The organism is Nocardioides marmotae, from assembly GCF_013177455.1.
GTDB classification, from domain to species: Bacteria; Actinomycetota; Actinomycetes; order Propionibacteriales; family Nocardioidaceae; genus Nocardioides; species Nocardioides marmotae.
This window is the reverse complement of sequence record NZ_CP053660.1, coordinates 2,277,868-2,295,931: the sequence shown is the minus strand read 5'-3', so window position 1 is coordinate 2,295,931 and position 18,064 is coordinate 2,277,868. Positions and strand designations below refer to the sequence as shown.

At 74.0% G+C, this 18,064-nt stretch carries 16 protein-coding genes and 1 riboswitch; of the genes, 9 read left to right on the top strand and 7 right to left on the bottom strand.

Annotated elements, in window-relative coordinates; genetic code table 11:
• The first annotated feature begins 239 nt into the window (after nt 1-239).
• From HPC71_RS11115 to HPC71_RS11100, 4 genes are all read left to right on the top strand, one after another.
• Nucleotides 240-707, top strand: a complete 468-nt coding sequence (locus HPC71_RS11115; RefSeq protein WP_171896695.1) for a bifunctional nuclease family protein — start codon at nt 240-242, stop codon at nt 705-707.
• A gap of 203 nt (nt 708-910) precedes the next feature.
• The gene (locus HPC71_RS11110) at nt 911-1,504 is read left to right on the top strand and encodes a MerR family transcriptional regulator (protein WP_171896694.1); all 594 of its coding nucleotides are present in this window, start codon (nt 911-913) and stop codon (nt 1,502-1,504) included.
• A 119-nt stretch (nt 1,505-1,623) separates the two neighbouring features.
• A riboswitch (glycine riboswitch) is annotated at nt 1,624-1,755 on the top strand.
• Between the two features lie 72 nt (nt 1,756-1,827).
• Nucleotides 1,828-4,698, top strand: a complete 2,871-nt coding sequence (gene gcvP / locus HPC71_RS11105) for an aminomethyl-transferring glycine dehydrogenase (protein WP_154614241.1) — start codon at nt 1,828-1,830, stop codon at nt 4,696-4,698.
• Nucleotides 4,695-6,053 carry a serine hydrolase domain-containing protein gene (locus tag HPC71_RS11100; protein WP_171896693.1) on the top strand — a complete coding sequence of 453 codons (1,359 nt, stop codon included), beginning with the start codon at nt 4,695-4,697 and terminating at the stop codon, nt 6,051-6,053. The genes gcvP and HPC71_RS11100 overlap by 4 nt, the downstream gene beginning before the upstream one ends.
• A gap of 24 nt (nt 6,054-6,077) precedes the next feature.
• Here the strand turns inward: HPC71_RS11100 and HPC71_RS11095 are convergent, their stop codons facing one another.
• Nucleotides 6,078-6,599 (bottom strand): hypothetical protein, encoded by a 522-nt coding sequence (locus tag HPC71_RS11095; RefSeq protein ID WP_154614242.1) that lies wholly within the window; start codon nt 6,597-6,599, stop codon nt 6,078-6,080.
• A 139-nt stretch (nt 6,600-6,738) separates the two neighbouring features.
• On the opposite strand from HPC71_RS11095, the gene HPC71_RS11090 reads away from it, so the two are divergent.
• Nucleotides 6,739-8,133, top strand: a complete 1,395-nt coding sequence (locus tag HPC71_RS11090) for a CYTH and CHAD domain-containing protein (protein WP_154614243.1) — start codon at nt 6,739-6,741, stop codon at nt 8,131-8,133.
• Here HPC71_RS11090 and HPC71_RS11085 read toward each other — a convergent pair.
• Genes HPC71_RS11085 through HPC71_RS11075 form a run of 3 tightly spaced genes read right to left on the bottom strand, consistent with a single transcriptional unit; the run spans nt 8,122 to nt 11,770 of the window.
• Nucleotides 8,122-8,790, bottom strand: coding sequence for a DUF6281 family protein (locus HPC71_RS11085; RefSeq protein WP_154614244.1), 669 nt, complete (start codon nt 8,788-8,790; stop codon nt 8,122-8,124). The genes HPC71_RS11090 and HPC71_RS11085 overlap by 12 nt on opposite strands.
• A 47-nt stretch (nt 8,791-8,837) precedes the next feature.
• The gene (locus HPC71_RS11080) at nt 8,838-10,229 is read right to left on the bottom strand and encodes a metallopeptidase TldD-related protein (RefSeq protein WP_154614245.1); all 1,392 of its coding nucleotides are present in this window, start codon (nt 10,227-10,229) and stop codon (nt 8,838-8,840) included.
• Complete coding sequence (locus HPC71_RS11075) at nt 10,229-11,770, bottom strand: TldD/PmbA family protein (protein ID WP_154614246.1); 1,542 nt, start codon at nt 11,768-11,770, stop codon at nt 10,229-10,231. Before HPC71_RS11075 ends, HPC71_RS11080 begins: the two co-directional genes overlap by 1 nt.
• Before the next feature lie 81 nt (nt 11,771-11,851).
• Between HPC71_RS11075 and HPC71_RS11070 the strand changes: the two genes are divergently transcribed.
• Nucleotides 11,852-12,541: a sulfotransferase family protein gene (locus HPC71_RS11070; RefSeq protein WP_154614247.1), complete on the top strand. Its 690-nt coding sequence runs from the start codon at nt 11,852-11,854 to the stop codon at nt 12,539-12,541.
• 100 nt (nt 12,542-12,641) lie between these two features.
• Entirely contained in the window at nt 12,642-13,517 is an 876-nt protein-coding gene (locus tag HPC71_RS11065) for a hypothetical protein (protein ID WP_154614248.1), read from the top strand.
• A gap of 22 nt (nt 13,518-13,539) precedes the next feature.
• Here HPC71_RS11065 and HPC71_RS11060 read toward each other — a convergent pair whose 3' ends face one another.
• Nucleotides 13,540-14,019 carry a GNAT family N-acetyltransferase gene (locus HPC71_RS11060; protein ID WP_154614249.1) on the bottom strand — a complete coding sequence of 160 codons (480 nt, stop codon included), beginning with the start codon at nt 14,017-14,019 and terminating at the stop codon, nt 13,540-13,542.
• Nucleotides 14,020-14,172: 153 nt separating this feature from the next.
• Between HPC71_RS11060 and HPC71_RS11055 the strand changes: the two genes are divergently transcribed.
• Nucleotides 14,173-14,709, top strand: a complete 537-nt coding sequence (locus HPC71_RS11055) for a VanZ family protein (RefSeq protein ID WP_154614250.1) — start codon at nt 14,173-14,175, stop codon at nt 14,707-14,709.
• Between the two features lie 79 nt (nt 14,710-14,788).
• Nucleotides 14,789-16,138, top strand: coding sequence for an MFS transporter (locus tag HPC71_RS11050; protein WP_154614251.1), 1,350 nt, complete (start codon nt 14,789-14,791; stop codon nt 16,136-16,138).
• Between the two features lie 25 nt (nt 16,139-16,163).
• On the opposite strand, the gene HPC71_RS11045 is transcribed toward HPC71_RS11050, so the two are convergent.
• Nucleotides 16,164-16,394, bottom strand: coding sequence for a hypothetical protein (locus HPC71_RS11045; protein ID WP_154614252.1), 231 nt, complete (start codon nt 16,392-16,394; stop codon nt 16,164-16,166).
• Between the two features lie 121 nt (nt 16,395-16,515).
• Nucleotides 16,516-17,718 carry a hypothetical protein gene (locus HPC71_RS11040; protein WP_154614253.1) on the bottom strand — a complete coding sequence of 401 codons (1,203 nt, stop codon included), beginning with the start codon at nt 17,716-17,718 and terminating at the stop codon, nt 16,516-16,518.
• Nucleotides 17,719-18,064: the final 346 nt, after the last annotated feature.

Here is an 18,064-nt window from a genome sequence, read left to right as displayed (position 1 = left end):
ACGTGGGAGTCCTGCAGCGCCGACGTGGGAGTCCTGCAGTGCCGAGGTGGCAGTCCTGCAGTGCCGAAGTGGCAGTGCTGCAGGGGAACTCGTGCACCGGTGCCACCTCGACCGTGCAGGGGTGCCACCTCGACCGTGCAGGGGTGCCACCTCGACCGTGCACGAGTGCCACCTCGACCGTGCAGGGGTGCCACCTCGGCGGGGGGAGGGGGGTTCCGGGGCGGGAGTAGGCTGAACGCGTGCGCGAAGTCGATGTCATGGGTGTCCGTGTGGAGATGCCGTCGAACCAGCCGATCGTGCTGTTGCGCGAGGTGACGGGGGAGCGGTACCTCCCGATCTGGATCGGCGCGGTCGAGGCGACCGCGATCGCGTTCGCGCAGCAGGGCGTGGTGCCGCCGCGACCGCTGACGCACGACCTGATGAAGGACGTGCTGGAGGCAACCGGCAACGAGCTCACCGAGGTACGGATCACCGACGTCCAGGACGGCGTGTTCTTCGCGACCCTGGTCTTCGACTCCGGCGCGGAGGTCAGCGCCCGCCCCTCGGACTCGATCGCGCTGGCCCTGCGCACCGGCACGCGGATCGTCTGCGCCGAGGAGGTGCTCGACGAGGCCGGGCTGGCGGTGCCGGCCGAGCAGGAGGACGAGGTCGAGAAGTTCCGCGAGTTCCTCGACCAGGTGACCCCGGAGGACTTCGAGTCCCGCTGATCCTCCTGGGCTCTCCGTGAGAGGTCTCACCCTCAACCGCAACTTGAGGGTGCCGACACGCCGCCATGATCTTTGACGGCCTCGACAGAGGGGCCTACCTTGAACTGTCTCTGTTGTAACTCCACCGTTGTGGTTGCGCTCCCGCCGCCACGGCACCTTCCCCGGGTAGTTACGCGCAACGGAGTAGACCCACGGAGGACCGTGTGAACGAGCAGGAGCAGCAGGGCGAGCACCCAGAGGCCGCAGTCGCGGCCGAGGTGGCCGAGGAGCAGGGTCTCCTCTTCACCGACGATGTCTCGCCCCTGCCCAGTGACACCGGCTACCGCGGTCCGACCGCGTGCAACGCCGCCGGGATCACCTACCGCCAGCTGGACTACTGGGCCCGCACCGGGCTCGTCGAGCCCACCGTGCGCGGCGCGAGCGGCTCGGGTTCGCAGCGGCTCTACTCCTTCCGCGACATCCTGCTGCTCAAGGTCATCAAGCGCCTCCTCGACGCCGGCATCTCGCTGCAGCAGATCCGTACGGCGGTCCACCACCTGCGCGAGCGCGGCACCGACGACCTGACCCGCGTGACGCTGATGAGCGACGGCGCCTCGGTCTATGAGTGCACCAGCAACGACGAGGTCATCGACCTGCTCCAGGGCGGTCAGGGTGTCTTCGGCATCGCCATCGGCGGCGTGTGGCGCGAGATCGAGGGCACCCTCGCCGAGCTGCCCAGCGAGCGCACCGCCGACCAGGCCGCCCCGAGCGCCAGCGACGAGCTCGCCGCGCGCCGCGCCGCCCGCAAGATCGGCTGACCCGAGCACCACAGCACACCGACGCGACGTCGTACGTCGTCCGGCCCGCCACCCGCGCAGGGGGCGGGCCGTCGTCGTTCCCCGGTGCCCCGGGTGGCTGGTAGCCTCGGCGACGCTGACAATCCCGCACGGGAGAGTCTCCGCCCGGCCACCCGCAGGACCGCAGGACTCGCAGCACCCGGCCGGCAGCGGAGCGCCGAAGGGGCAATTCCTCCCCGGAACCTCTCAGGCGCCCGGACCGTGCGGACCAGGCGACTCTGGAGCACCGACGAGGCTGTGACAGAGGGGGAGGCACCCAGACCCCCGCGTCCGAGGAGCCCGCCATGTCAGACCACCCCACCCTCGCCGAGCTCGACGCGGCGCTGCCGTTCGTCGACCGCCACATCGGCCTCCGGCCCGCCGACCAGAGCGCGATGCTCGAGCGGCTCGGCTTCGACTCCCTCGAGGCGCTGATGGAGGCCGCCGTGCCCGGCGGCATCCGCGCCGACGCCGCGCTCGACCTCCCGCCGGCGCAGTCCGAGGACGCCACCGCCCGCGAGCTGCGCGCGATCGCAGCGCTGAACAACCCGCTCGAGGCGATGATCGGGCTCGGCTACTCCGCGACGATCACCCCGCCGGTGATCCGCCGCAACGTGCTGGAGGACCCGAGCTGGTACACCGCGTACACGCCGTACCAGCCGGAGATCTCCCAGGGCCGGCTCGAGGCGCTGATCAACTTCCAGACCGTCGTCGGCGACCTGACCGGGCTGCCGACCGCGAACGCCTCGCTCCTCGACGAGGGCACCGCGGCCGCCGAGGCGATGACGCTCGTGCGGCGCGGGAACAAGAAGGCCGCCGGCCCGTTCGTCGTCGACGCCGACGCGCTGCCGCAGACCATCGAGGTCGTCCGCACCCGTGCCGAGGCGATGGGCATCGAGGTCGTCGTCGCCGACCTGACCGACGGCCTGCCCGAGGGCGAGACCTCGGGCGTGCTGGTGCAGTACCCCGGCGCCTCGGGCCGGGTGCTCGACCCGCGGCCGGTCATCGAGGCCGTCCACGAGCGCGGCGGCCTCGCCGTCGTCGCCGCGGACCTGCTCGCCCTGACCCTGCTGGAGTCGCCCGGCTCGATGGGCGCCGACGTCGTGGTCGGCTCCTCCCAGCGCTTCGGCGTGCCGCTGTTCTACGGCGGCCCGCACGCCGGCTACATGGCGGTCGCCTCCGGCCTGGAGCGGCACCTGCCCGGCCGCCTGGTCGGGGTGTCGGTCGACGCCGAGGGCCGGCCGGCGTACCGCCTGGCCCTGCAGACCCGCGAGCAGCACATCCGCCGCGACAAGGCGACCTCCAACATCTGCACCGCGCAGGTGCTGCTCGCCGTGGTCGCCTCGATGTACGCCGTGCACCACGGCCCCGAGGGGCTGCGCGCGATCGCCACCCGCACCCACCGGTACGCCGCCGTGCTGGCCGCCGCGCTGGGTGCGGCCGGGCACGAGCCGCGCCACGGGCAGTTCTTCGACACGATCCACGTCGCGGCGCCCGGCCGGGCCGCGGAGGTCGTCGCGGCCGCACGCGAGCGCGGCCTCCACCTGCGCCTGGTCGACGCCGACACCGTCGGGATCAGCACCTCGGAGTGCACGACCCGCTCCACGGTCGAGCGGGTGCTGGCGTCCTTCGGCGTCGAGGGCACCGACCTCGAGGCCCTCGACCGCGCCACGGCCGACGCGCTGCCCGAGCCGCTGCGCCGCACCACGCCGTACCTCACCCACGAGGTCTTCTCCACCCACCACAGCGAGACCCAGATGCTGCGCTACCTGCGCCGGCTCTCGGCGCGCGACTACGCGCTCGACCGCGGGATGATCCCGCTCGGTTCGTGCACGATGAAGCTCAACGCGACCACCGAGATGGAGCCGGTCTCGCTGCCGGGCTTCGCCGACCTGCACCCGTTCGCGCCGGCCGAGGACGCCGCGGGCTACCACCTGCTCGTCGACCAGCTCGAGGGCTGGCTGGCCGAGGTCACCGGCTACGACCGCGTCTCGATCCAGCCCAACGCCGGCTCGCAGGGCGAGCTGGCCGGCCTGCTCGCGATCCGCGGCTACCACCGCGCGAACGGCGACACCGGCCGCGACGTGTGCCTCATCCCGTCCTCCGCGCACGGCACCAACGCCGCCTCCGCGGTGATGGCCGGCATGCGGGTCGTGGTGGTCAAGGCAGCCGCGGACGGCGGGGTCGACATGGCCGACCTGCGCGCGCAGTGCGAGAAGCACGCCGACGACCTGGCCGCGATCATGGTCACCTACCCCTCGACCCACGGCGCCTACGAGGACACCATCACCGAGCTGTGCGAGGTGGTCCACGCCCACGGCGGCCAGGTCTACGTCGACGGGGCCAACCTCAACGCGTTGCTCGGGCACGCCACGCCCGGCGAGTTCGGCGGCGACGTCTCGCACCTGAACCTGCACAAGACCTTCTGCATCCCCCACGGGGGCGGTGGCCCCGGGGTCGGGCCGGTCGCGGTGCGCGAGCACCTGGCGCCGTACCTGCCCTCGCACGGCATGCACCCCGACGTCACCAAGCGCGAGGGCATCGGCCCGATCAGCGCGGCGCCGTACGGCTCGGCCGGCATCCTGCCGATCTCGTGGGCCTACGTGCGGATGATGGGCGGCGCGGGCCTGACCCGGGCGACCGCGAGCGCGGTGCTCTCGGCCAACTATGTCGCCGCGCGGCTCGGGGAGCACTTCCCGGTGCTCTACCGCGGGCACGGCGACCTGGTCGCGCACGAGTGCATCCTCGACGTCCGCGGGATCACCAAGGAGACCGGCGTCAGCGTCGACGACGTCGCCAAGCGGCTGGTCGACTACGGGTTCCACGCCCCGACCATGTCCTTCCCGGTGGCCGGCACGCTGATGGTCGAGCCGACCGAGTCCGAGGACCTCGGCGAGATCGACCGGTTCTGCGAGGCGATGATCGCGATCAAGGGCGAGATCGACCGCGTGGCCGCGGGGGAGTGGAGCCCGGCGGAGTCCCCGCTGCGGGGCGCGCCGCACACCTCCCGCGCGCTCGTCGGCGAGTGGGACCGGCCCTACTCCCGCGAGCTGGGCGTCTTCCCCACCGGCGTCGACCCGGACAAGTACTGGCCGCCGGTCGCCCGCATCGACCAGGCCTACGGCGACCGCAACCTGCAGTGCTCCTGCCCGCCGCTGGAGGCGTTCGCGGAGTGAGCAGCCCCGTCGGCGACACCACCGCCCACCGCCTGCTGGGCCACCTCGCCCGCGTCCAGACCGCGGGCCGGCTGCCCTCGGTGACGGCGGGGGTGGTGCGCGACGGCGCGCTGGCCTGGTCGGGCACGTACGGCACCCCGGCGGTGCCCGGCCACGACCCGGCCGACGTCCAGCACCGGATCGGGTCGATCACCAAGACCCTGACCGCGGTGCTGGTGCTCCAGCTCGCCGACGAGGGCCGGCTCGACCTCGACGCGCCCATCCGCGCCGTCCTCGGCGAGGTGCCGTACGCCGACCGGTCGGCGCGCCAGCTGCTGGCCCACGCCTCGGGGATCACCGCGGAGCCGGCCGGTGAGTGGTGGGAGCGCTCGGCGGGCGTCTCGTTCGAGGAGCTGCTGGCGCGACACGCGGCCGCGCCGGCGGTGACCTCGCCGGGCAGTCGCTTCCACTACTCCAACCTCGGCTACGCCCTCCTCGGCGAGGTCGTCGCCCGCCTGCGCGGGCGGCCGTGGGCCGACTGCGTCGCGGAGCGGGTGCTGGCGCCGCTCGGCATGACCCGCACCTCCTACCTCCCGACGGGGCCGGCCGCCCAGGGCTGGAGCGTCGACCCCTACACCCGCGAGCTCGTGCCCGAGCCGGCCACCGACACCCGGGCGATGGCACCCGCGGGCCAGCTCTGGTCGACCGTCGCCGACCTGGCGACGTACGCGGCGTTCCTGGTCGAGGGGCACCCGGGCGTGCTCGACGCCTCCTGGCTGGAGGTCGCCGCGGTGCCCCAGGCCGGCTCGGCCGGGGACGCGCTCGCCGCGGCGCAGGGTCTCGGCCTCCAGCTGCTGCGCGGCGGCTCGGGGACGCTGGTCGGCCACGGCGGGTCGATGCCGGGGTTCCTGGCCGCCTGCTTCACCGACCGCCCACGTCGGACCGCCGCAGTGGTGCTCGCGCCGGCGACGACCGGCTTCTCGCCGACCGACCTGGCCCGGGCGCTGCTGGAGGAGCTCGAGGCGTGCGAGCCCGCGCTGCCGCGCCCGTGGCGGCCGACCGACGTGGTGCCGGCCGCGCTCGACGGCGTGCTCGGCACGTGGCACTGGGGCAACACCCCGCTCGTGCTGGCCCTGACCGGCGGGCCGGGCGGGGGCGAGGTCGTGGCGACCGGCCCCGGTGGGGCGGAGAAGTGGCGCTTCGCGGTGGTCGACGGGCGGATCGTCGGCACCGGCGGCTACCACCACGGCGAGGAGCTGCACGTGGTGCGCCGCGCCGACGGCTCGATCAGCCACCTGGAGGTGGCGACGTTCGTGCTGACCCGGACGCCCTACGACCCGGACGCCCCCGCTCCTGGGGGACATCCGGGTCGTTGAGCCACGCCGCTGGGCGTGCCCGGGTCAGTCGCCGGTGGTGTCGGTCGTGGTGACCTCGAGGTCGTAGAAGAACGCCTCGCCGCAGTCGAGGCCGATCGTGCGGCCCTTCCAGGTCATCGCCAGGTCGGTGCGCAGCGCGCGGTGGAAGCCGTCGATGACGATGTGCTGGCCGGCGTCGTCGTGCTCCTCGTGGACGGCGATCCGCTTCCCGACCCGCTTCGCGGTGCCGGCGACGAGGACCCGGCGGTCGTCGAGCCGCAGGCCGGCCCGCACCTCGCCGCGGGAGACGAACCCGTTCGCGGACTCCCGCGACCGGCCGAGACCCTCGTCGCCGACAACGACCTGGAAGACGTTCGCGAAGGTGTTGTTCTCGTAGACCGACACGTAGACGTCGTCGCCGCGGAACCTGCCGCCGCACTCGACGACCACCCCGCGCTCGTGGGTGACGGTCGGCTCGGCGGCAGCGTTGGCAGCGTTGGCAGTACTGGGGGAGAGGCCGAGGCCGGCGAGGGCGGTGGCGGCGGCGAGGACGAGGGGAGTGCGCATCGGTGGTGCTTCTTCCTGTGAGGTGCAGCGGGTCGCTGCGGTCTGTCAGGAGGAGTACGCCGGGGCGCGCGGCGCGGTTGCGTCGCAGCCGGGCCGGGGTGCCCAGTGGCCGGGACCGGTCGGTGGGTACCGGGCCCGCATGCCGCGCACCCACCTCGAGATCGAGCACACCTACGCGCCGCCGGCGGACGCCGAGCCGCCCGAGCTCGCCGGCGAGGGCGGGCTGCCGGGGGTGGCGCGGGTCAGCGAGCCGGTGGTGCACGAGCTGCACGCGACGTACCACGACACGAGCGGGCTGGACCTGACGGCTGCCGGGGTCACCCTGCGCGCGCGGACCGGTGGGCCCGACGAGGGCTGGCACCTCAAGCTGCCCGCGGCGGGCGGCCGCGAGGAGATGCACCACCGCCTCGGCCGCGGCGAGACCGTGCCGGCCCGGCTGCGCGAGCTGGTCGTGCCCTGGACCCGCGGCGAGGCGCTCGCCCCCGTCGCCACCGTCACGACCCGCCGGACGGTGCGGCAGCTGCTCGGCGAGGACGGGGCGGTGCTGGCCGAGCTGGCCGACGACGAGGTCACCGGCACCCCGACCGGCACCCCGACCGGCGGTCCGCCGGTGACCTGGCGGGAGTGGGAGCTGGAGCTCGTCGAGGGCGACCCGAGCCTGCTCGCCGCGGCCGACGAGCTGTTCGCCGACCACGGCGCCCCGGTGCGCCCGCTGGCTCGCAAGATCGTCGCCGTGCTCGGCGACCGGGTCCCGCGGCTCCCGACGGCCGAGGGGCCGGTGCTGGGGGCCGTCGGCGCCGACGTCGGCGAGCTCAAGATCCTCGACAGCCGGCTGCGGCGCGGTGAGCCCGCCGCCGAGGAGCTCGCGGCGGTGGTGCGCCGGCTCCGGTCGGCGCTGTGGGTGCTGCGCCCGCAGTGGGGCCGCGCGGTGACCGACCCCGTGCGCGCCGAGCTCGCCTGGCTGGCCGAGCCGCTCGGCGAGGCCGCGGACCTGGTGGTGGCGCGCGAGCGCATCCTGGCCGCGCTCGAGGGGGAGCGCGTGGGCGTCGCCCCGGTCCGGCGGCTGGTGCGCACGAGCCTGGGCCAGCAGGAGAAGGCGGACGCGGCGCGGACGCTCGAGCGGCTGCGCGACGATCGCTACCTGGCCCTGCTGCGCACCCTCGACCGGCTCGTCGCCGAGCCGCCCTCGGCCGAGCCGCCGACGAAGAAGCAGCTGCGGCGCCGGTTCGCGAAGGCCGCGCGGACGGCGACGGCCCAGACGCGCCAGGACGAGGACTCCCTCGACCCCGAGCGGCTCCTCGCCCACCTGGAGCGGCTCGCGGACGTCGCCACGCTGGCGCGGGCGGCGGTCGGCAAGGAGGCCAAACGGACCCGGCGCCGGGCCGAGGACCTGGCCTGGCTGCTCCACGACGCCCGCATCCGGGCGCGCGCCCAGCGCGAGGTCCGGGCACTGGCGGACGCCGCGACCACGACCGGCGAGGCGTTCCTGCTCGGACGGCTGCACGCCTTGCTCGAGGTGCGGCTACCCGGCTGACCGCACGGCCGTCGCCACGAACCGGTCCCCGTCGCAGCGCACCCGCGCGCTCACCTCGCCACCGGTCCACAACGTCTCGCGCACGTCGTCGGGCCCGAGCAGTGGGTCGGTCGCGGCGGTGACCTGGAGCCGCAGCGTCGTGCCGAGGTACGCCGCCTGGCCGGCGGTGACCGCGACCTCGATCCGGTACGGCGGCCGGATGTCGCCGTCGAACTGCGCCTCGTGCGGGCCGGTCACCCCCAGCCAGGCGCCGGTCAGCTCGACCACGCCCGCGTGCTCGCAGGTCGGCGAGTCGAACCAGGCGCGCGCGGCCGGCGGGAGATCCTCGCCCTCGCGCACGTAGACGCTCCCGTCGAGCAGCACCGCGACGGCGGCGGGCACGTCCGCGAGCTCCTGCGCCCGGGCCGTCCGCGCCGGCTCCGGATCGTCCTGCCCGCCGGTGTCGTCGCACCCGGGCACGAGCGCCTCGAGGTTGCGGCCGGTGACCGCCGGCTCGCGGCGCAGGTCGCCGTGGCCGAGGTAGGTCCGTCCGTCGATCTCCAGGACGGCCGCGCACGACGCCTCGCCCCCGCCGCCCTCGCCGCCACCCGTGCCGGTGCAGCCCGCGAGCAGGACACCGCCGGCCAGGAGCGCGACGGCGAGGCGGGAGGAGCGCATGCCGGTGCGACGCCCGCGGCGGCGCACCGGTTCCGCTCGCCTGCGGCTCACATGGCCTGGGAGACGCTGGACATGTTGAAGTCCGGCACCCGCAGCGCCGGGGTGGCGGTGCGGCTGAAGTAGTCGTCGCCCCACTCGCGGCTGAAGCTCGGCACGGTCGCGCCCGCGTGGGTGAAGCGCCGCAGCAGGTCGACGGGGCTCTCGTTCCAGCGGAAGTTGTTGACCGCGCCGGTGATCTCGCCGCCCTCGACGAGGTAGACCCCGTCGCGGGTCAGGCCGGTGAGCAGGAGCGTCTGCGGGTCGACCTCGCGGATGTACCACAGGCAGGTCAGCAGCAGCCCGCGCTCCACACCCGCGACCAGGTCCTGCGTGCTGCCGGCCCCGCCGTCGACGTCGAGCACCAGGTTGTCGACCGCGGGCGTCACCGGCAGGGCGGTCATCGCCGCGGAGTGCCGCGTCTGGAGCAGCGCGGTCAGCTCGCCGTCGCGGACCCAGTCGGTGCGGCCGAGCGGCAGGCCGTTGTCGAAGACCGAGGACTCGTTGCCCGAGGAGGAGGCGACGACGAACGGCGAGCACTCCAGGCCCGGGTAGGCCGGGTCGGAGAGCAGGTGGACCCCCTCGCGGGCGATCCGCTCGCCGACGCGGGTGCCGCCGCCCCGGCGGCTGTAGACCGACTGGCCCTCGTGGGCGACCCGGGCGCCGGCGTACCAGTAGGCGTCGATCATCAGGTCGGCCACCGCGCTCGGCGGCAGGACGGTGTCGTACCGGCCGGCGGGGAGGTCCACGCGGCGCTTGCCCCAGCCGAGTCGCTGCTCGAGCTCGGCGTCCATCGCGAGCGCGTCGACGTCGGCGAAGTCGCGGGTCGCGCCGCCGACCCAGGCGCTCTGGGTCAGGTCGCTGGTCTTGCCGGTGCAGCCGTAGTGGCCGGTGGGCTGGACGTGGCGCAGCCGCAGGCCGGTGGTCGAACCGAGGTAGGTGGTGGTCAGCTCGTGGTTGACGAAGCCGTAGAGCACGCGGCCGGCCGCCCCGGCCCGGCCGAACGCCTCGCCGAGCGCGGGTGCGAACGCGTCGTAGACACCGATGCCGGTGCGGACCGGCTCGTCGGCCCAGTCCGGCGAGGTGCGGTCGCGGACGAGCTCAGCGGCGTCCTCGGCGGGCTCGGCTGCCCGGGCGGCGGCGTCGGCGGCGGCGACGAGCGCGCTCATCTGCGCCGGGTCGGTCGCGCTGCCGGAGACCGAGCCCGCGCTGGTGCCGCCGGCCTGCCGGACGAAGGAGACGACGGTGACGTCGAGGCCGTGCATGACGCCGTTGGTGGTCAGGGTGTTGCCGGCCCAGCGCAGGTTGGCGCTGGTGCGGTCGCGGACGATGACCAGGCATTCGTCGGCGCCGGTCGCGGCGAGCGCGTGCTCGACCAGGTCCTGCGGGGTGGTGGTCGCCATCAGTTGCCTGCCTCGTCGGTGGTGTTGAGGATCCGGACGTCGCGGAAGAGCGCGGTCGGGCAGCCGTGGCTGACCGCCGCGACCTGGCCGGGCTGGGCCTTGCCGCAGTTGAACGCCCCGCCGAGGACCCACGTGTCGGGGCCGCCGACGGCCTCCATCGAGCCCCAGAAGTCCGTGGTCGTGGACTGGTACGCCGCGTCGCGCACCTGGCCGACGATCTCGCCGTCGCGGATGGCGTGGAACCGCTGGCCGGTGAACTGGAAGTTGTAGCGCTGCATGTCGATGCTCCACGACTTGTCGCCCACGACGTAGAGCCCGCGCTCGACCCGGCTGATCAGCTCCTGGGTGCTCGGCCCGTCGGGGGCGGGCTGGAGAGAGACGTTGGCCATCCGCTGGATCGGGATGTGGCCGGGGGAGTCGGCGTACGCGCAGCCGTTCGAGCGGCCCTGCGGGTGCTCGGGTCCGGCGAGCTCGGGCTTCATCGCGGCCATCGGCCGGTCGAGCTGGTAGCCGACGAGCACGCCGTCGCGGACGATGTCCCACCGCTGGGTGGCGACGCCCTCGTCGTCGTACCCGGTGGTCGCCAGGCCGTGCTCGACGGTGCGGTCGCCGGTGACGTTCATGACCGGGCTGCCGTACTGCAGGGTGCCGAGCTGGTCGTAGGTCGCGAAGCTGGTGCCGGCGTAGTTGGCCTCGTAGCCCAGCGCGCGGTCGAGCTCGGTGGCGTGGCCGATCGACTCGTGGATGGTCAGCCAGAGGTTCGAGGGGTGGATGACCAGGTCGTAGGTGCCGGCCTCGACGCTGGGCGCCTTCAGCTTCTCGGCGAGCAGCTCGGGGACCTCGGCGAGCTCGGCGTCCCAGTCCCACAGCGGCCCGGCGGAGCCGCCGACGAGGTACTCGTAGCCGCGGCCGACCGGCGGCGCGATGCTCGCCATCGAGTCGAAGGTGTCCGCGCCGGCGCCCATCGCCTCGAAGGAGGGCTGGAGCCGGACCCGGCGCTGGGTGGTGCGGGTGCCGGCGAGGTCGGCGTAGTACTTGTGCTCGTCGACCTGCTGGAGGTGGGCGCTGGCGTGGTCGACGGCCGCGCCGGCGCGCAGCCGGCGGGTCCAGTCGATGAGCAGGGCGGCCTTCTCCGCGACGGGCACGGAGAAGGGGTCGATCTCGAAGGCGGAGACCCAGGTGACGTCGTCGTACACGGGCTCGGGCGCCAGCTCCACCGGCACCGGCGTCATCGCGGCGGCGACCTGCGCGACCTGGATCGCGGTCTCGGCGACCCGGACGGCCTCCGCGGGGGTGAGCACCACGCCGGAGGCGAAGCCCCACGCGCCGCGGTGGACGACGCGGACCGCGAAGCCGAGGTCCTCGGCGTCGCTGGCGCCCTGGAGGGCGCCGTCGCGGACGCCGAGGTTCTGGTAGCGCACCCGCTCGAAGCGGAACTCGGCGTGGCTCGCGCCGAGCTCGCGCGCCCGGCTCAGCGCCACGTCGCCGAGCTGGCGGTGGGGGAGGGCGAGGAAGGTGGGATCGAGACCCGGCTGGCTCATGGCGTGACCCTAGTGGGGCGCACCGACAACGGGGCGACCGGTTTGCGTGGGGCGGGGTGGCGGCTCGTTAGGGTGCTCCCCATGAGCGCACCGGCATGGTTGGGGATCGGCGCCCAGCGCAGTGGCACGACCTGGTTCACCGACCTGCTGACCCAGCACCCCGCGGTGGGGCTCGGGACCAACGGCAAGAAGGAGCAGCAGCTCCTGCACAAGGTGGCCGACGGGCGGGTCGAGGCCCACGAGTACCTCGACCTCTTCCCCGCCGACGGGGTGCACCGGGGTGACTGGACCCCGCAGTACCTCCGCCACGCCTCCGCTCCCGCGACCGCCGCCCGGCTCGTCCCCGACGCGCCGGTGCTGGTGCTGCTGCGCGACCCGGTCGAGCGGTTCCGCTCCGCGATGCGGCTCGCCGCCACCCGCGGGAAGTCCTGGCCCTACCCGGTCCCGATCACCATCCAGACCTGGAGCGGCTTCTACGCCGACCAGCTCGACGCCTGGGCCGCCGCCGTCGGCCGCGACCGGATGCACGTCATGGTCTATGAGGTCGTACGCCGCGACCCCCAGGCCGCGGTCGACGAGGTGTGGCGCCGGATCGGCGTCGACCCCGTCCCGCTCGCGGAGGTCGAGCGCGCCTCCGGCTCCTCCTCGCAGGCCGAGTGGGACTGGACGCCGGGCCTGAAGGAGTCGCTGCAGGTGATGTACCGCCCGCAGGCCGAGCGGCTCGCGAAGGACTGGGGGCTCGACGTCTCCGCCTGGTCCGGCCTGCACTAGGTCGCGGGGGTCCCCGGACCCGTTGAGATCCACGCGAGGGGGCAACGGGGAGGTCGACGTACCTCAGCGGCTCGGCCGCGAACCTCCCGGGAGACTCCCTGTGGCAACTGCCCCCGATCGCACGTCGCTGTCGCGGCGGCTGGAGACCGGCCGACTCCTGCTGGGCTCGCTCCTCGAGGCCGGGATCAAGGCGTACGGCGCCGGCGCGGCCCTGGCGGTCGCCCTCAGCGATGCCGAGACGGTGGGCGGCAAGGGGCAGGACGCGCTCGCCGCGGTGCCCAGCCTGATGGAGCGCTACCGCGCCGCGGAGTACGTCGTGGACCACCGCCAGGAGATCCAGGTCGCCCTCGACTACGTCAACGAGCAGACGCCCCCCGAGGCGGAGCTCGAGGCGGCGATCGAGAGCAGCACGGCGACGCTGAGCGGCATCGAGACGACGTACAGCTCGGTGCTCGAGGCGCGGGACGCGCTCCCGTGGAACCCGCGCGACGCGTGGGGGCACGTCAGCGATGCGTGGGGCGCCAAGCCCGACCTGGGCTCGATCGCCGACCTGGCCGCGACGGCGGAGCGGATCGGTCCCTACGTCGACCAGGTGGAGGTGCTGACCCCGGTCTACTACGGCGGACTGCTCGCCGTGGTCGACAACTTCGCGAGCGACGAGATCGTGGGCACGCTCGCGGTCATGGCGCTGGCGCTCGGGCTCGCCGTCGTGCTCGGCCAGGCGGTCGGCTTCTGGGTCCGGCGGGGCCGGCCCGGGCTGGTCGCCCGGACGCTGCAGCGCTGGGGCGCGCGCACGTTCCGCGGCTGGTACGTCGCCAACCTCCCTGCCGCGCTCAGCCCGCCGCTGTACGCCGCGGCCCGGGAACGGCTCCAGCGCGACATCGCCGCGGACCCCGAGCAGGCGCTGGACCCGGCGACCCTCGCCGAGCTCGAGCGCTACTTCGCGAGCCGGCTCCCGGAGGACGTCGGCCGCTGACCGGCGCGGCGCTTTCGACCGCTCAGGCGCCTCGGTCCGGGCCGACCTCCGGACGCACGAGCACCTCGAAGCTGCGTCCGTCGTGGGTGGCGTCGAACCGGCCGACCGGCTCGAAGCCCAGGGACCGGACGACCCGCAGGGCACGCACGTTGAACGTCGCCACGGTCACGCGGAACGCCGGGGGCGCGAAGGTCTCCCGGCCGAACGCCAGGCCGGCGGAGATGGCCTGCCGGCCGAGCCCCCGGCCGACCAGCTGCGGCCGCAGTCCGCCTCCGGTGTCGAGCGCCCGGTCGTCGTACCTCCAGCCCGGCACCTGCCCGTCGATTCCGAAGGAGCGGAAGCCGACCAGCCGGTCCTCGGCGGTCACCGCGTGGAAGCCGGACTCCGGCTGCAGCAACCAGTCGGGGTCCGCACCGGTCATGTCGTAGCAGTCGTAGGGCGGGTCGTACCGCCACGTGCAGATGTCCAGCGCCTGCTCGGGCGTCAGCGGCACGACCTGCATGGTCCGCAACCTAGCGCTGCAGCTCGGGGCTGCCGGTCCCACGCGGTACCTGTGGCCGACGGTCCGGCACCTCCGGCCGAGGCGCGTCCCGGTCCCGGCGGGCAGGCTGGTCGAGGTCGACAGGTGCGGCCCGCAGGGAGGGGAGGAGCCAGGATGTTCCATGAGGTGTCGGTGCTGCCGGTGGTGGTCCCGCTCGCCGGGGTGGTGCTCGTGGTCCTGGTCTGGCGCCTGCACCGGCGGGGATCGCTGACGGCGCCCCGCGCGGCGGTCGCGCTCGCCGCGTGCGTGTACGCCGCCGGCGTGGTCGCGAACACCGTCTTCCCGATCTACCTCGACAAGCCCGCGCGCACCGCCCGGTGGGACGACTCGCTCCACCTCGACCTGCTGTCGGACTACGAGGTCGCCGACGCCGTGATGAACATCGGTGTCTTCGTCCCGGTCGGGATCCTGCTGGCGCTCGTCGCGCCGCGGTGGTCGGGCGCCCGGGTGCTGGCCGTGGCGACCGCGTGCAGCCTCACGATCGAGGTGAGCCAGTACGTCGCCGCGCAGACGCTGGCGGGCGGCCACGTCGCGGACGTGAACGACCTGCTGTTCGACGTCGTCGGCGCCGCGCTCGGCCTGCTCGCGGTGACCGAGCTGCGGCAGATGCCGCTCGGGGCGCGCCTGGTCGACCGCTTCCGCTGGGCCTGACCGCCTGCCGGAGCGAGCCCCGGCGCGCCGTCCGAAAATCGCGCGACGATGTCGGTGCTCCAGGAGAGAATCTCCAGCGATGCTCACCGCGCTCCGCAACTACGTCAAGCCTCCGTCCACCCTCGCCGGACGCCTCTCGGTCCAGTCGCTGCTCTTCGCGACGGGGGAGGGCGCCTTCCTCGCGGGCTCGGCCGTCTACTTCGGCGTCATCCTCGGGTTGTCGCTGGGGCAGGTCGGTGTGGGTCTCACGGTGGCGGCGATCGCCAGCTTCTTCGCCGCGGTGCCGGCCGGGAAGCTCGTCGACCACTTCGGCCCGAAGCGGATGTGGTCGCTGAGCGCCGTGCTGCAGGGCGCGCTGTTCCTCGCCTGGCCCTTCATCGACAGCTTCCCGCAGTTCATCGCGCTGGCGGTGGTGATGGAGCTGGCGGGCAGCCTCGGCGGGGCCGCCCACGGGGCGTACGTCCTCGACGTGCTGCCCCCGGCCGAGCGCGTGGAGTCCCGGGCGTACATGTACTCGGCTCTCAACGTCGGCTTCAGCATCGGGGCGTTCCTGAGCGGCGGCGCCATCGCCTTCGGCTCCGACGTGCTGCGCTGGGCCCCGCTCCTCACCTCGGTCCTCTTCCTGGTCAACGCGGTGGCGATCCTCCGGCTCCCGAACGCCTCCCACGACGTCCGCTCGACCGAGCCCCGCCGCAAGCCGGAGGGCCCGCCGGCGATCCGCAACCGCAGCTGGCTGGCGGTGACGTTCCTGACCGGCGTGCTGTGGTCGAACCAGGTGCTGCTGCACACGGTGATCCCGCTGTGGCTGGTGCTGGAGACCGACGCTCCGCACGAGCTCGTGGCGGTGCTCTTCGCCACCAACACGGTGATGTGCATCGTGCTGCCCCGGCTGACCTCGCGCGGCATCCGCGACATCGACACCGCCCTGCGCGCGGTGCGCCTCTCCGCGGTCTTCTTCGCGCTGACCTGCATCGTCACCCTGGCCACCCACGAGACCGTCGGCTGGGTCACGGTCGTGCTGTTCTTCGTCGGCCACATCGTGCTGACCTGGGCCGAGCTGTACCTCTCCGCCTCGGGGTGGACCTTCGAGGCCGAGCTGATGGACCCCCGCAGGCGCGGGGACTACCAGGGCGTCTCCGAGCTCGGCAACACCCTCGGCCGGTTCTGGGCGCCGGCCGTCTACGGCTTCCTCGCCATGGAGTGGGGCGCCGTCGGCTGGCTCACCATCGCCGCCATCGTCGGTGTCGCCGCGGCCGCCATGCACCCCGCGACCCGCGCCGGGCGGCGCTACCTCGAGCAGCACGTCCCGCCCGACATCCTCGCCGACGCGCGTGCCGGCGCCCCCGAGGACGCGCCACCGCCTCCGACGACCCTCACGGACCCGCTCGACCCCGGCACGACCGTCACCGACACCCCGCTGCCGCGCTGACCGTCAGGTCCTCTACGTCGGGCTGTTACGTGCCGCCGGGGGAGGAGGGTCGGACCGGCTCGGGGCCCTGCGGGGAGCCGACGTTCCGCGCGACGGCACACGTCAGCCACAGCAGGACCCAGAGCAGCAGCGACAGGGCGACGACCGCGACCCCCAGCGTGGTCTGCTCCCCGTCCGCGAGGGCCATCCGCAACCCTGCGACGACGCCCACGGCGGCCAACGCTCCTCCGCCCCACAGGGCCAGGTCGACGCGCACGCGCCACTCCTGGGGTGTCGGTGGCGCAGCCGAACCGAGTGGTGGGCTCTGAGCCTCGTCGTCCATGCGCAGACCCTAGGGCCGGTGCGGGCCGGTGCGGGCCGGTGCGGGCCGGGAGGCGCTAGGGACGCAGGGTCGCTGCGAAACGCTGAGCCATGACCTCGCGCGCGACCTGCACGTGCACGAGAGGCGTGCGTGACGTCGCCACCGTGGAGACGCGTCCGCTGGGCACGTCCCACAGCCAGAGGTCTCCGCTGCTCCAGTCGTCGACCAACAAGGTGCGGTCCGTGAGCCACGCCTGCGGCACGAGCTGGCACTGACGCCCCTGCCCGTTGGCGAGCATGGCCACGACCGTGCCCTCCGACGGCTCGACCACGACGACGCCGCCGTTGTCCCGCGCCCGGGGCCGGGCGGAGCAGTGGGAGAACGCGACGTGCCTGCCGGCAGCCGGGCCACCAGCGGTGTACGACGAGGTGCGATGTCCCAGCTCAGCGACCGTGGACGTCCCGCCTGCGTGGTGCGTGATGATCCGCGCTGGGCGGCTCCTGGCCGACCCCTTCACCTCGAACGCCTGCCCCGCGCCGCCGTGCGTGGTGTGGAAGAGGTCGTACGGGACGGGACCGAGGTCGCCGGTGGTCACGTCGAGGGCGCAGCCCTTCGGCCCGCAGGGTCGCCTGCTACTGGTCCGGTCCTTGAGGAAGAGCGTCGCCCCGTCCGCGGACCACTCCAGGGCGACGGCGTGATCCACCGGCAGGTCGTACCGTCGGAACCCGTTGCTCTGGAGGTCGACCGTCACGAGCCCGGACGGGTCCGCCAGAGCCACCTTCCGGCCGTCCGACGAGATCGCCGTCGACAGCTCCAGGTAGGCGACGGCACCGAAGCCGTACCGCTGGAGGTCGAGCTGCCGCCAGTCGCCCGTCCGTGTCATGAGGTAGGGGTGGCCCACGCGAATCGTGTCGCGGTCCTCGTCCGTCGAGTCGGGGAGCAGCTGCGCGAGCAGCATCGCTGTCCCGACGGGTGCCTCGTCGACCGTCGGGGCCGCGACGGCGCTCATGAGGTCGATGTCGATAGCCCCCTGGATCGGCACTGTCGCGGTCGGGAGCCGCAGCCGAAGGGCGTCGGGGATCGGGTCGAGGGCTCGCGGAGGTGAGGGAGTCGATGTGGGGGAGGCTGTCGACCGTTCGGGAGCGGGAGGCGGGCCGGTGTCCGGTTCACCTCCGGCAGAACAACCCGTGGCCGCCAGCAGTGTCCCGCACCACGCCGCCACGCTTCTGCGTCTCACCGGCACCCTCTCCACCCACCTGTCGTCGTCCACCTGGGACACCAGTCAGGAATGCTTGGTTGCCCTCCTGAGCGGGAGGTGGAGATCTACGCGGACCGACCCGTCCGCGCCGACCACAGCGAGAAGGTACGGCGTCCGCGGTCGCGGGGAGGCGACCCCGAGGCGGCTTCCGGACGCACCGATACCCGGCGGCGTTCCCGGCTGATCCTGCTGGCCGGCACGGTGCCGCGGTGCCCGCGCACGTCGCCGAGCTCGTGGGTGGTGGTCCGCGGGGTGCCCCCCGCGATCCGTTGACCGGGGAGACCGGGCAGTCCTACGTTGGCAAGCACCCCCTGGGGAATCGCCGGAACCCTCCGGCGGCCAGCGGAAACAAGAGGCCACCATGCCC